The organism is Halomonas sp. V046 (genome assembly GCF_052645355.1).
The window spans coordinates 111,641-124,612 of record NZ_JBQXYF010000007.1 but is presented as its reverse complement, the minus strand read 5'-3'; the positions used below and the strand labels follow the sequence as shown (position 1 = coordinate 124,612).

The 12,972-nt window shown below is 65.3% G+C and carries 11 protein-coding genes; 7 read left to right on the top strand and 4 right to left on the bottom strand.

Going from position 1 to position 12,972, the window contains the following annotated elements; translation table 11 throughout:
* Positions 1-27 precede the first annotated feature (27 nt).
* A complete protein-coding gene (locus tag ACUN9Y_RS11105; protein WP_445460779.1) occupies positions 28-1,038 on the bottom strand; it encodes a LacI family DNA-binding transcriptional regulator in 1,011 nt (336 codons plus the stop codon).
* Positions 1,039-1,975: 937 nt separating this feature from the next.
* Between ACUN9Y_RS11105 and ACUN9Y_RS11100 the strand changes: the two genes are divergently transcribed.
* From ACUN9Y_RS11100 to ACUN9Y_RS11090, 3 genes are all read left to right on the top strand, one after another.
* The gene (locus ACUN9Y_RS11100) at positions 1,976-3,181 is read left to right on the top strand and encodes a Gfo/Idh/MocA family protein (protein WP_445460778.1); all 1,206 of its coding nucleotides are present in this window, start codon (positions 1,976-1,978) and stop codon (positions 3,179-3,181) included.
* Entirely contained in the window at positions 3,178-4,290 is a 1,113-nt protein-coding gene (locus ACUN9Y_RS11095) for a sugar phosphate isomerase/epimerase family protein (protein WP_445460777.1), read from the top strand. Before ACUN9Y_RS11100 ends, ACUN9Y_RS11095 begins: the two co-directional genes overlap by 4 nt.
* A gap of 64 nt (positions 4,291-4,354) precedes the next feature.
* Entirely contained in the window at positions 4,355-5,608 is a 1,254-nt protein-coding gene (locus tag ACUN9Y_RS11090) for a nucleoside permease (RefSeq protein WP_445460776.1), read from the top strand.
* Positions 5,609-6,061: 453 nt separating this feature from the next.
* On the opposite strand, the gene ACUN9Y_RS11085 is transcribed toward ACUN9Y_RS11090, so the two are convergent.
* Complete coding sequence (locus ACUN9Y_RS11085) at positions 6,062-6,250, bottom strand: hypothetical protein (protein WP_445460775.1); 189 nt, start codon at positions 6,248-6,250, stop codon at positions 6,062-6,064.
* Positions 6,251-6,397: 147 nt separating this feature from the next.
* The gene (locus ACUN9Y_RS11080; protein ID WP_445460774.1) at positions 6,398-7,378 is read right to left on the bottom strand and encodes a hypothetical protein; all 981 of its coding nucleotides are present in this window, start codon (positions 7,376-7,378) and stop codon (positions 6,398-6,400) included.
* A gap of 127 nt (positions 7,379-7,505) precedes the next feature.
* On the opposite strand from ACUN9Y_RS11080, the gene ACUN9Y_RS11075 reads away from it, so the two are divergent.
* Positions 7,506-7,982: an Lrp/AsnC family transcriptional regulator gene (locus ACUN9Y_RS11075; RefSeq protein WP_445460773.1), complete on the top strand. Its 477-nt coding sequence runs from the start codon at positions 7,506-7,508 to the stop codon at positions 7,980-7,982.
* An 81-nt stretch (positions 7,983-8,063) separates the two neighbouring features.
* On the opposite strand, the gene ACUN9Y_RS11070 is transcribed toward ACUN9Y_RS11075, so the two are convergent.
* A complete protein-coding gene (locus ACUN9Y_RS11070) occupies positions 8,064-8,819 on the bottom strand; it encodes a DeoR/GlpR family DNA-binding transcription regulator (RefSeq protein WP_445460772.1) in 756 nt (251 codons plus the stop codon).
* A 197-nt stretch (positions 8,820-9,016) separates the two neighbouring features.
* On the opposite strand from ACUN9Y_RS11070, the gene ACUN9Y_RS11065 reads away from it, so the two are divergent.
* Genes ACUN9Y_RS11065 through ACUN9Y_RS11055 form a run of 3 tightly spaced genes read left to right on the top strand, consistent with a single transcriptional unit; the run spans position 9,017 to position 12,958 of the window.
* A complete protein-coding gene (locus ACUN9Y_RS11065) occupies positions 9,017-10,042 on the top strand; it encodes an ABC transporter substrate-binding protein (protein WP_445460771.1) in 1,026 nt (341 codons plus the stop codon).
* A 2-nt stretch (positions 10,043-10,044) separates the two neighbouring features.
* The gene (locus ACUN9Y_RS11060) at positions 10,045-11,745 is read left to right on the top strand and encodes an ABC transporter permease (RefSeq protein WP_445460770.1); all 1,701 of its coding nucleotides are present in this window, start codon (positions 10,045-10,047) and stop codon (positions 11,743-11,745) included.
* 4 nt (positions 11,746-11,749) lie between these two features.
* A complete protein-coding gene (locus ACUN9Y_RS11055) occupies positions 11,750-12,958 on the top strand; it encodes an ABC transporter ATP-binding protein (protein WP_445460769.1) in 1,209 nt (402 codons plus the stop codon).
* Positions 12,959-12,972 lie beyond the last annotated feature (14 nt).

Sequence of the window (12,972 nt, the reverse complement as noted above, 5' to 3'; positions counted from 1 at the left end):
GCACTTCCCTTGGCCGCGCCGGCGACGTCAGGTCATCAGGATCGCGGGGACCGGCCCGGTACTGCTTCTCACCACCAGTTCAAACGGCATGATGCGGCGCGCGTTGCGCTTCACCGCCTGGCCTTCGATCAACCCCAGCAGCAAGGCCACGGCCTCACGACCGAAGTCTTCCGCGGGTTGGGAGATCGTCGTCAGCGGCGGGTCGCAATAGCGCGCAAAGGCGATGTCGTCGAAACCAGCCACCGAAATATCGGCGGGAATCTTGAGCCCGGCCTCCTTGAGACGCTGGATCGCGCCAATGGCCATCTCGTCATTTTCACAGAAGATGGCGGTAGGCGGATCATGACGTTCGAGCAGGGTCGCCGCAGCACGATAGCCCGAGGCCAGGGTGAAATCCCCGGGGCACAGGAGCTCCTCGTCCGGAGCAATGCCGGCATCCTGCAGCGCTTCCTGGTAGCCATGCAGGCGATCGCGGGTCAGCGGACTCTGGCGTGGCCCCTTGATCATGCCGATGCGCCGGTGTCCCAGCTGGATCAGGTGCTCGGTCAGCACTCGCGAGGCTTCGCGGTTATTGAGCTGCACCCGGGGGCAAGGGGCCTCATCGAGCACCTCGCAGGCGTTGACCATCGGCAGGGGGTCACTGCCGGACGCCTCGAACGGGTAAAAGGCGCGCAGCTGGATCAGGCCATCGGCCTGGCGATTGGTCACCATGGCCGCATAGTCACGTTCCACCGACTCGTCGCCCAGCGTGTTGCACAGCAACACCGAGTAGCCGCTGCGACTCGCCGCTTCCTGAATACCGGCAATCACACGGGCAAAAAAGGTATTGGCCACCGTGGGCACCAGCACCACCAGATTTCGCGTGCGCTGGGAACGAAACTGCACCGCAGTCAGATTCGGCCGATAGCCGGCCTGCTCGACGGCCTTGAGCACGCGCTCTCGGGTCTCCGGCGACACGATGTCGGGGGTCTTCAGGGTTCGTGAAACGGTGGCCACCGACACCCCGGCGAGGTCAGCCACCTGACGAATATTGGTCATGGTCGAAAAATCCCTGCGTTGCGCACCCGTGTTGAACGCTATTTTTCCCTCTGTACCATCAGTCTACTGCATGCAGGCATTTCACTCATACGCCCAACATCTTGAACAAGGAATGGTTTACACCACCCCCTCACGCCCATGCTTTACCATCCCCTCAGGCCTCGTCATCAGAACACGCCCCCACCTTCCTTCCGATACCCACTCATACCGTCAGCGCTGGCAGCGTCGCTACCCAGGGGCCGAGGTGGCGTCTGGAGCGTCCACCGCTCTGCCCTGTCTCTTCCACGTTGCTGTCTCTTCCACGTGTTGCCTCTTCCACGTGCAGCCTCTTCCACATGCTGCCTCCTCCTGCTCTCGGCCGTTCGCCGTCTGCTGTAATGCCGCTCGATCGCCAGGTCCCTCGACGGCGATGCGACGCGGGTTCCGTGGTACGCCGGTTACCCGGTGGCGATGGCACTCTTCGTCCTGGTAGCGTCACTCGCAGAAGGAGCCAGCCCGCGCTGGCCGGTGCGGACTGCGACCTAGGTCTGATTGACCCCTGGTCGGGCCAGCGCTAGTTTCACTATAAATGTAACCGGTTACATTTGAGCATAAATGCAGCTTACACATGGCTAGCATCGACCAGAGTAGCAAGCGGTGACGGCGGACGAGGCGACGACCGCAGGCGGTGGCGAGCGGCCTTTATCGCGCGGCGACCCGAACGATGACAAGCCCTTAGGCTTGGTGCCCCTGCTCTCTACGGCGCGGCCTAGGCTCCAGCAAGAGCCTCAAGCAGGAGCCTCAAGCAAGAGCCTCAAGCAAGAGCCTCAAGCAAGAAGCTCTGGCGAGAGCGTCAGCCTCGCGGTTCACCCCAGCGGGTTTACCGATAGCGGCGCCACACTCCAGGTCGTTGATCGGCGTGCCGGACACGCTGTCACCTCACACTGACGGAGAGCTCATGAACGACTCCTCGAAGCATCGCGTTCGCTATGGCATGGTCGGCGGCGGCGAAGGTGCCTTCATCGGCCAGGTTCATCGCATGGCGGCGGCCCTGGACGGGGAACTGGAGCTGGTCTGCGGCAGCTTCAGCCGCGACGGCGACAACAACCGACGCACCGGAGAGCGCTGCTCGCTCCCCGCCAAACGGGTCTACGCCGACTGGCAGGAGATGCTCGAGGCCGAAGCCGCCCTGCCCGCGGATGAACGCATGGAAATGGTCGCCGTGGTCACTCCCAACCATCTGCACGTCGAGATCAGTCAGACGGCACTCGACACAGGCTTTCACGTGTTCTGCGAAAAGCCCGTGGCCCGCGATCTTGCCGAAGCCCTGCCGCTGGCGGAGCGCGTGGCGGCAAGCGGCCTGCGCTTTGGCCTTGCCCATACCTACCTCGGCTATCCGCTGGTGTGGCAGGCTCGCGAGATGGTCCGCCGGGGACGGCTTGGGGCGATCCGCAAGATCCACGTCGAATATCCCCAGGGTTGGCTCGGCACCCGCCTCGAATCCACCGGCAACCGCCAGGCGGCGTGGCGCACCGATCCGGCACTGTCCGGCGCCAGCGGTGCCATGGGCGATATCGGCACCCACGCGTTTGGCCTGGCCGAGTTCGTTTCCGGCCACCACGTGAGCGAGCTATGCGCGTCGCTGTCGATCCACGCAGAGGGGCGCCGTCTCGACGACGACGGCGACATCCTGTTTCGTACCGCTGAAGGCGCCAGCGGCACCCTGATCGTCAGCCAGGTTGCCACCGGCGAGGACAACGGGCTCAAGCTCAGGATCTACGGCGAGCACGGCGCCCTCGACTGGCTGCAAAAAGACCCCAACCACCTGCGATTCACGCCGCTAAGCGGCCCGCAGCAGCTGTTTCGCGCCGGCATCGACCAGCCGGGGCTCGAGACCGTGGCCCTGGACAGGCTGCGCATTCCCGGCGGCCACCCGGAGGGGTACATCGAGGCCATGGCCAATCTGTATCGCGATATGGCCCGCGCCATCCGCAGCGACGAGTCGGCAGCAGCCGACGGCCCTGGCGCGGTGCCCGGGGTGCCGAGCCTTGCCGACGGTCTGCGTGGCATGGCCTTTATCGAAACGGTACTGAAGAGCCACTCCGGCACCACCAAATGGACCCGATTCATCACCCCCGATGCCTCCCAGGGAGCCCAGCGATGAGCCATAGCGAACCGTCCCCTTCTGTCGCCGCCAAGCGCCCGGAACCGACCGCGTCCGGCATCCAGGGACCGGCGATCTTCCTCGCCCAGTTCCTGGGTGACGAGGCCCCCTTCAATAGCCTCGAGGGCATCACGCGCTGGGCCGCCTCCCAGGGCTACAAAGCGGTACAGATGCCTACCGGCGATGCGCGCCTGATCGACCTTGAACGCGCCGCCGAAAGCCAGGACTACTGCGATGAGCTCATCGCCACTTGTGCCGACGCCGGCGTCGTGATCAGTGAACTGTCGACCCACCTTCAAGGCCAACTCGTCGCGGTGCACCCGGCCTTCGACGAGCTGTTCGACGACTTCGCGCCGGCCCACCTGCGCGGCAATCCGGCGAAGCGTCAGGCCTGGGCGGTTGATCAGCTCAAGCTCGCCGCCCGGGCCAGCCGCCGTCTCGGCCTCAAGGTCCACGCCACCTTCTCCGGGGCCCTGCTGTGGCCCTACGTCTACCCCTGGCCCCAGCGCCCCGAAGGCCTGGTCGACGAAGGCTTCGCCGAGCTTGCTCGGCGCTGGCGTCCGATCCTCGATGCATTCGACGCGGAAGGCGTTGATCTGTGCTTCGAGATTCATGCCGGCGAAGACCTTCACGATGGCGCCAGCTTCGAGCGTTTTCTTGCGGCAGTGGACGATCACCCGCGGGCCCGTCTGCTGTTTGATCCGAGCCACTTCGTCCTGCAACAAATGGACTATCTGGGCTTTATCGATCGCTACCACCAGCGCATCGGCATGTTTCACGTCAAGGACGCCGAGTTCCAGCCCTCGGCGAGAAGCGGCGTCTACGGCGGCTACCAGAGCTGGGTCGATCGTCCCGGCCGCTTTCGCTCCCTCGGCGACGGCCAGGTGGATTTCTCCGCCATCTTCTCGAAGCTTACCCAATATGGCTTCAGCGGATGGGCGGTGCTGGAGTGGGAGTGCTGCCTGAAAGACTCGGCGCAGGGAGCCGCCGAAGGCGCCCCCTTCATCGCCAGGCACCTCATCCAGAAGGCGACGCGCAGCTTCGACGACTTCGCCGCGGTCAAGGCCAGTCCCGAGCGCAATCGACGCATTCTGGGTCTGGCCGACTGACGCCCGCTCCCCATCCCCCAATGCTCCAACCATCCCATAACAACACTAAATCAGGGAGACACCCATGCTTCGCACGCGGCTCGGCATCATGATGTTCCTGCAGTTCTTCATCTGGGGAGGGTGGTTCGTCACCCTCGGCACCTTTCTGGCCCAGAACCTCTCGGCCAGTGGCGGCCAGATCGGCATGGCCTTCTCGACCCAGTCATGGGGCGCGATCATCGCGCCGCTGATCATCGGCTTGATCGCCGACCGCTACTTTCGCGCCGAGCGTATCCTGGCGGTGCTGCACCTGGCCGGCGCGGCGCTGTTGTTCGGTCTCTACCAGGCCGAGTCCTTCACCGCCTTCTATCCGGTGGTGCTGATGTACATGATCCTGTACATGCCGACCCTGGCGCTGGTGAACTCGGTGTCGTTTCGCCAGATGCGCGACCCCTCACGGGAATTCGCCGGCATTCGCGTGTGGGGGACCATCGGCTGGATCATCGCCGGCCTTGCCATCAGCTACCTGTTTGCCTGGGACGGCGCCGATGCCATCGGCGCGGGCGCCCTGCGCAACACCTTCCTGATGTGTGCGATCGCCTCGCTGGTGCTGGGCCTGTATAGCCTGACTCTGCCTGCCACTCCTCCGGTTGCGAAGGGCGACAACACCGTCGCCGGTATCAAGGACCTGCTGGGACTCGATGCCCTCGCCCTGCTCAAGGATCGCAACTACGCGACCTTCTTCGTCGCCTCGATCCTGATCTGCATTCCGCTGGCCTTCTACTATCAGAACGCCAATCCCTTCCTGTCCGAAATCGGGGTCGCCAATCCCACCGGCAAGATGACCCTGGGGCAGATCTCCGAAGTCGCCTTCATGCTGCTCTTGCCGGTCTTCATCCACCGTTTCGGCATCAAGATCACGCTGATGGTCGGCATGCTGGCCTGGGCGCTGCGCTATGCACTGTTCGCCTTCGGCGACGCGGAGTCGGGCATTGCCCTGTTGCTGGTGGGAATCGCCTTGCACGGGGTGTGCTACGACTTCTTCTTCGTGTCCGGTCAGATCTACACCGACGCCCGTGCAGGCGAGCGCTTCAAGAGCTCGGCCCAGGGCATGATCACCCTGGCGACGTATGGCGTCGGCATGCTGATCGGGTTCTGGGTGGCCGGAATGATCACCGACCACTACGTCGTCGACGCTGGCCATGACTGGACCGCCATCTGGCAATTCCCGGCGCTGTTTGCCGTGGCGGTGCTGGTCCTGTTCGCCTCGGTCTTCCGGCCGAGAAAAGGTGAGGAGCCGACGCCAGACAAGCGGGCAAGCGAGCGCTCATCGGCCTGAACGACGAATCCCGTTCCATGCCAACCCCCGCAGGGCGCCATGCCAGTGGCGCCCTGCGTCCTGTAGCCGCTACCTTCAACGCAGCTCTGGCGCCTTCGCGTCTTCGCGGAGCGTCAAGGTCGCTCGACTGCCGGACATCAACAAGGCTAGGACATGGATAATCTGGAATGCTGGAACGCCTATCTCACCGAACATGGCAAGACTCGTCGCTGGCAACTGCTGATCGAGCGCGATCACGGTAGCCAGCTCTGGTGGGTAACCACGCTCTACGAAACCCTCGGCCTTGGCTGCCTCGCCTTGGCAATGCTTGGCGGCTGGTGGTACCTCCTCGCCGTTTTCATCATCGTCGCAAGCGCTCTTGTCATCGGCCTCTACCTGTCATGGTTACTCGCACGAGGCCTTAAGCAAACCCTGACGAAATTCTCCATTGGAGAGTGCGAACGACTGGTGCGTCTAGCCGATCTCAGTCACCGGCTGGACGCCACCGGCATCCAGCGCCACGAGCTGGAAAACGCCGCGCAAACGATACGACAGCTTGTCCCCGCCGATACTGGCCAACCCTTTCGCATCCACCCGATCACCCTGAGCCTGTTGTCGGCGGCAGTGGCGGTGATCGCGTCCAGCAGCAGCGTTGCCGGCCACGAACTGCTGCTAGGAGTGCTGCTGCTGTATGCGACGGGGCTCTTGGTCTTCTTCGAGTTCGTCGCCCGCGACTTGATGCAATCGAGGCGACGCCGGTACCGAAAAGCGCTGACCGACGCCGAATTCATCCTCGCCGACGACTCGATGCTAGGAGCGATGCTTCACCCCTCCTGCAGAGGAAGGCGTCACCACCGGCCAGCGAGCAATCAGGGCCATGACCACGATAGCGAACGCGATGCGCGCACCGAGTACGGCCCACAGCTCTGCCCCCATCAGCAGGATCAACAAGGTGTCCTCGATGACGCTGTGACACAACCCCAGAAAACACAGCGCCAGGACGGCGTCGCGCCGGCTCATCACCCCGGCGTCCAGGTCGCGAATCAACAGCCCGGCACCGTAGCTGAGCCCCAGGGTCACGCCGATCACGGTCACGTTGGCGGCGCCGCGCCCGATGCCGAGCATGCCCAGCAGCGGCGCCAGCGCCAGGTGCACAAGGCGCTCGAGCCGCAGTGCCCTGAGCGCCTCCAGCAGCGCCATCAGGGCGAGGATGATCAGAAAGATCAGCCCAAGGGTCGACAGCTGGCCCAATAGCCAGTGGCCCACTCCATCGACTGCGGGCTCGGGGCGCCAGGCAAGCTCGACGGGCTGCTGTCCAAACTCCGGCCACCACAGTCCCAACACCTGATAGCCACCATGCAGTAGTGCGCCGAAGACCAGCGCGCCGCCGACCCGCAAGGCGATCGTCGCCCACCAGGGCACCCCGGCGCGCTTGGCCACCGCTCCCTCTACCGGCAACGAATGGCCGATCAGCAACAACGCCCCGAGCACGTTCACCTGGGCAACGCTCAGCGAGGCGTCGCCGGCGACCTCGAAAAACACCACCAGGCCGGTGAAGATGTTGGTCAGGAGCGTCGCCGCCCACACCATGCCCATCTCCGCTGGCAAGCCGACAAGCTCCATCAGGGGGGCGATCGCCAGACCTATCCAGCGGGTGGCGCCCATCACATCCAATGCCTTCACCACCAGCAATGCCGGCACCATGACCTTGAGCAGGGTGATATAGACCCGGACGGCATCGACGAACAGTCGCCAAAGGGCGGTGCCAAGACGCGGCAGATGCAATGGCATGAAGGACTCCTGAACAGGGAAAGAAAGGCGTCACCATCGTAGCCGACCCACCGCAGGATCTTCTGTCTAAAGCTCAACAAACAACGTATTTTCTATCTATTCTTTCTCCATTTACGCAGGAAGTTCAATGGATACGATAGACCGCCGCTTGCTCGACCAGCTTCAGCGTGACGCCAGCCTGACCAACCAGGCGCTGGCCGATGTCGTCGGCCTGTCACCCTCGGCCTGCCTCAAGCGGGTCAACCGTCTCAAGGCGACCGGCATCATCCAACGCCAGGTCGCGCTACTCAGCCCCGAGGCTCTGGGCCCCTGCCTGCACATGGTGGTAGAGGTCATCATGGAGCGGGACAACAGGGCCTTGTATCAGCGCTTCGAGAAACGCGCACTCGCCGCCCCCGAGGTCAAGCAGTGCTACAAGGTCACCGGTGAGATCGATTTCGTTCTGATCGTGACGGTGGTGGACATGGCCGCCTACGATCACTTCTGCGACGCCGTGCTCTATGCCGACGACAACATGAAGAAGTTTCGCACCCTGATCTCGCGCAAGCGCAGTAAATTCGATACCGCGGAACGGATTCCCGACGATCGCCAGGCGAGCCGTTGAACAGGCGCAACCTCGGCGGTTCGGCTCGACCGGACCTCGAGTGACGCTCGCGGCGCGTCTCGCCAACACCAGGCGCCTTCCCTAAGCGCTAAGAAAACCGACGCCACGAGCCGCCAGGGGGCTACGGAGCCGATCCGGCAGCGCCTGATCGGTGATCACCGCATCGAAATCAGCAAGCTCTCCCGCCGTGCAGCGCAGCCGGGTCGCGAACTTGGTGCGGTCCAGCACCAGCACCCGCACGGCGGCATGAGCCAACAGCGCCTCCCGCGCCATCACTTCATCGTCGTTGTAGTCATAAAGCCGCCCTTCTTCGTCCATCCCGCCGACCGAGACGATGCCGATGTCGGCCCGATAGCGCTGGAAGAAGCGCCAGGCGTCACCGCCGATCACATCCTTGTCCCGCCGCCGCAGGCGACCGCCACAGACCACCACCTCGCCGGGCTGATGGCACAGCGCCATGGCCGCATGCAGATTGTTGGTCAGGATCTGCAAGTCCCGGTACACGCCGAGGCGAAGGGCCACTTGCTCCACCGTGGTCCCGGTCCCCAGGAACACCACCTGGTGGTCCTCGATCAGGCCCTGGGCCAGCGCGGCGATGCGCCGCTTGCCCTCGATATTGACGATCGCGCGTTGGGCGAAGTCGCTGTTCTCGCGACCGGGAAAGGGCAGCACCTCACCCTGGCGCCTCAGCACCAGTCCCCTTCCGGCCAGGTCGCGAATATCGGCGCGAATGGTCTGAACCGAGACATTGAAGCGCCGCGCCAGGGCATCCGGCGACTGCCCGCCGAGCTCATGAACGAGACTCAGCAGACGACGGCGACGTTGATGGTGGTCCATGGGGGCTCCGGCAGACGAAAGGCACAGACGGGGCAACGAAAGCCAACCACCGCCGAACGAAAGCCTACTGTCACCGTGTTGTAAGCATATGACAGTACCTTGAAGGAAGGTCTCGCCGCGCCACTCCCGCCGCCGCGGGACCTTCACCGGGGCCTGGCCCCTCGATGTTCCGCCCACATCGCGTCAAGGAGTCGTCCATGTCCGTACCGTTTCGCCTTCGCCTGCCCCCATCCTTTCGGCCTGTCACCGTTGGGCTGCTTGCGGTGCTCGCAACAAGCCTTGCCTTGACCGCCGGCACGACTCAGGCCGCCGACACCACCCTGACGCTGTACACCAGCCAGCCCAACGGCGACGCCCAGCAGACCGTCGATGCCTTCGAGGCGGCCAATCCAGACATCGACGTCGAGTGGGTCCGCGATGGCACCACACGCCTGATGGCCCGCCTGCACTCGGAACTGGAGGCCGGGGTCAGCCGCCCGGATGTCCTGCTGATCGCCGACGGCGTGACCCTGCAATCGCTGATGGCCGACGACCTGCTGCAGGCCTATCAGAGCCCGGAGCGTGACGCCTTCGACGCCCAACTCTACCAGGCAGATGGCTATTACTACGGCACCAAGCTGATCACCACCGGTATCGTCTACAACAACCGTGCCGCCAGCGCCCCGCAGAGCTGGCAAGACCTGACCGACCCGGCGCTCAAGGGCCAGGTGACGATGCCGAGCCCGCTGTACTCCGGCGCGGCGCTGATCCATCTGGCGACGCTCACCGATAACGCCGCGCTAGGCTGGGACTACATCGAGGACCTGGCGGCCAATGACGTCGAGGCCCAGGGCGGCAATGGTGGCGTGTTCAAGGCGGTGGCGTCCGGCACCAAACCCTATGGCGTCGTGGTCGATTTCCTGCCGATCCGAGAGGCGGCCAAGGGCTCTCCGGTGACCTTCGTCTTTCCCGAAGAAGGCTCCAGCGCGGTCACCGAGCCGGTCGCCATCATGAAGGATGCCGACAACCTCGAGGCGGCTCGTCGCTTCGTCGATTTCGTGCTCTCGGAATCGGGCCAGCGACTGGTCAGCGAGATGGGCTATCTGCCGGCGCGCAACGGCATCGAGGCTCCGGCGGGATTCCCGGCCCGCGAGGACATCACCGTGATGGCCCTGGACGCCGAGCAGGCGCTGGCCGACGAAGGCGATGCCAAGGCTCGCTTCACCGACCTGTTCGGCGGCTGACGATGGCGAGTACCGACCCAGAGGCCAGGGGCCAGCGCCGCCTGTTGACCGCCCTCACCGTGCTGATCGTGCTATCGAGCCTGGCGCCCAGCGCCCGGCTCATCATCGAGGCGCTCGGCGGGCTCTCGCTTGGGGGCGATGCCCCGCTGGCCCGGGTGCTGAGTGCGCCCGACACCTGGCAGGCCCTGTGGCACAGCCTGGTGACGTCGGTGCTGGGCATGCTCATCGCCCTGCTGCTTGGCAGCCTGTTCGCCTTCGTCATCACCCTGACTGACGTGCGCGCCAAGGGCATCTGGGTGTTCTGCTTCATGCTGCCGATGATGATCCCGCCCCAGGTCACCGCGCTTGCCTGGCTGCAGCTATTCGGCCCGGCCAGCCCCTTGCTGGCGAGCCTCGGCCTGGCGCCGGCCCTCGGTAGCCCGCAACCGCTGTACTCGGCGGCCGGCATCGGCCTGTTGCTCGGCATCCAGAGTGCTCCCCTGGTGTTTCTGGCCCTGCGCACCAGCCTGCTGGCCCTGCCTGGGGAGCTCATCGAGGCGGCCCGTATCCAGGGCGCGCGCCAGCATCAGGTGTGGGGCCAGGTGATCGTGCCGATCACCCGCTCCGGGCTCATCGCCGGTGGCGCAATGGCCTTCACCGCCAGTCTCGGCAACTTCGGTATTCCGGCCATGCTCGGCATTCCGGCGGGCTATCTGGTGTTGCCGACCCTGATCTATCAGCGCATGGCCAGCTTCGGCACCCACGTGCTCGCCGAGATGGCCGGGCTTTCGGTACTGATCGGCCTGCTGGCACTGGCGGGGGTGGCGCTGCAACAGCGCCTGTTGCAGCGCAGCCGCTTCGGCCTGATCGGCCACACCGGCCGTGCCCATGATTTCACCCTGGGACGCTCGCGGGCCTCGGTGGAGACGGTCATGGGCCTGGTGCTGGTGATGATTCTCATCGCGCCGCTGGCCGCGCTGGTGGTCGGTTCGCTGGTGCCGGCCATGGGGGTGCCGCTCAACGCCGCCACCGCGACCCTGGACGCCTACCGCGAGATGCTTGGTCGCCAGGGCGTGACCTGGCGGGCCATGTCCAACAGCTTATGGCTCGCCGGCACAGCGGCCCTGGTGCTGATGGCGCTGTGTCTGCCGTTAGCCTATCGCCTGGGCCGGCTACCGGCACGCCGGCAGGCCTGGCTGCTGGGCATCATCGAGATCCCCTACGCCCTGCCCGGCGTCGTTCTGGCGGTGGCGTGCATTCTCCTGTTCGTACGTCCGCTGCCACTGATCGAGGTCAGCCTCTACGGCAGTCTGACGATCATCCTTGTCGCCTACCTGGCGCGCTTTCTGGTGGTCTGTCTCAAGCCGGTGGCGGCGAGCCTCGGTCAGCTCGATGCGTCCCTTGAGGAGGCCGCGCAGCTGGCGGGAGCCGGCCCCTGGCGACGCCTGGCCACCATCGTCCTGCCACTGACCGCCCCGGCGCTCGCCGCTGGAGGCATCCTGGTCTTTCTGACCGCGGTCAACGAGCTGACCGTCTCAGCGCTACTGTGGAGCGCCGGCAACGAGACCCTGGGCGTGCTGATCTTCAACCTCGATGAGAGCGGTGAAACCGTGCTGGCCTCGGCGGTGGCGGTCGTTGTCGTGGTCCTGGTCGCCGCCTTGATGCTGACCCTGAACCTGTTGGCCACGCGTCTGCCCCGCGGCGTGATCCCCTGGAAGGAATGAAGTCATGAATCTTCTGTCATCCCTGCGCCGTTCGGCGCATCCCTTCTCTCCCGCCGGGCCCAAGGCGCGCCCATTGCCGGCCAGCGATACCGACCGTGAGGCGAGCGGCGCCGCCCCTCGCGGCCTGAGTATCGCCAACGTCACCAAGCGATTCGGTCGCCAGACGGCGCTGGACGGTGTGTCGCTGGACATCGCCCCGGGGGAATTCGTCGCCCTGCTCGGGCCCAGCGGCTGCGGCAAGACCACCATGCTACGCACCCTGGCCGGCTTCGAGTCGCTCAGCGCCGGACGCATCACCCTGAACGGGTGCGCTCTCGACGACGGCAAGCACCCGCTGCCCCCGGAGGAGCGCCGCATGGGCATGGTGTTCCAGGCCTATGCGCTGTGGCCTCACATGAGCGTGGCCGACAACGTCGGCTATGCGCTGAAACTCCAGGGGCTTCGCGGAGCGGCGTACCGGCGCCGGGTCGACGACGCCCTGGCCCTGGTGGAGCTGGCGGCCTATGCCGATCGTCGCCCTCAGGCGTTGAGCGGCGGCCAACGCCAGCGCGTCGCCCTGGCCCGCTGCCTGGTCACCGCCCCGGAGGTGGTGCTGCTCGACGAGCCCCTGGCCAACCTCGACCGTCATCTGCGCTCGGCCATGGAAGACAGCTTTCGCGACTTTCATCGGCGCACCCAGGCCACGTTGGTCTACGTCACCCATGACCAGAGCGAGGCCATGTCACTGGCCGACCGCATCGCGGTAATGAAAGACGGCCGCCTGATTCAGCTAGCCACCCCGGAGACCCTCTATCGTCAGCCACGCACGCCCTGGGTCGCGGGTTTCATCGGACAGGGCTGCGTGCTCCGGCTGCCCGGCCTGACGCCCTCCCAAATGGTCAGTGGCGCCCCCCTTCAGGCCGCCCTCGAGGGCCGGTCGACCCAACACCACGCCGGGTCGACCAGCGTCGTGGTTCGCCCCGAACACGTGCGCCTGGTCCCTATGCCGGCCAGGTCCTCACCGCGAGCGCCGAGGAGGGACGCGGATCGGCACCCTGCTACACCAATCGGCGCTCGTGTCCTGCGTTCGGTCTTTCGCGGTGAACGCTACGACGTGCATCTGGCGTTCGACGACGGCGCCCACCTGCAGGCCTATTCGCCGACGCACCTGGCCACCGACACCGTCGTTGGCGTCGAGATCCAGCGTGCCTGGTGCCTGGAGCCGGACACATGAAGCAAGATGCCGAC

Bases quoted from the DNA above. Each gene is read 5' to 3' on its own strand.
- ACUN9Y_RS11105 (WP_445460779.1), bottom strand. From the start codon at position 1,038: ATGACCAATATTCGTCAGGTGGCTGACCTCGCCGGGGTGTCGGTGGCC.
- ACUN9Y_RS11100 (WP_445460778.1), top strand. From the start codon at position 1,976: ATGAACGACTCCTCGAAGCATCGCGTTCGCTATGGCATGGTCGGCGGC.
- ACUN9Y_RS11095 (WP_445460777.1), top strand. From the start codon at position 3,178: ATGAGCCATAGCGAACCGTCCCCTTCTGTCGCCGCCAAGCGCCCGGAA.
- ACUN9Y_RS11090 (WP_445460776.1), top strand. From the start codon at position 4,355: ATGCTTCGCACGCGGCTCGGCATCATGATGTTCCTGCAGTTCTTCATC.
- ACUN9Y_RS11080 (WP_445460774.1), bottom strand. From the start codon at position 7,378: ATGCCATTGCATCTGCCGCGTCTTGGCACCGCCCTTTGGCGACTGTTC.
- ACUN9Y_RS11075 (WP_445460773.1), top strand. From the start codon at position 7,506: ATGGATACGATAGACCGCCGCTTGCTCGACCAGCTTCAGCGTGACGCC.
- ACUN9Y_RS11070 (WP_445460772.1), bottom strand. From the start codon at position 8,819: ATGGACCACCATCAACGTCGCCGTCGTCTGCTGAGTCTCGTTCATGAG.
- ACUN9Y_RS11065 (WP_445460771.1), top strand. From the start codon at position 9,017: ATGTCCGTACCGTTTCGCCTTCGCCTGCCCCCATCCTTTCGGCCTGTC.
- ACUN9Y_RS11060 (WP_445460770.1), top strand. From the start codon at position 10,045: ATGGCGAGTACCGACCCAGAGGCCAGGGGCCAGCGCCGCCTGTTGACC.
- ACUN9Y_RS11055 (WP_445460769.1), top strand. From the start codon at position 11,750: ATGAATCTTCTGTCATCCCTGCGCCGTTCGGCGCATCCCTTCTCTCCC.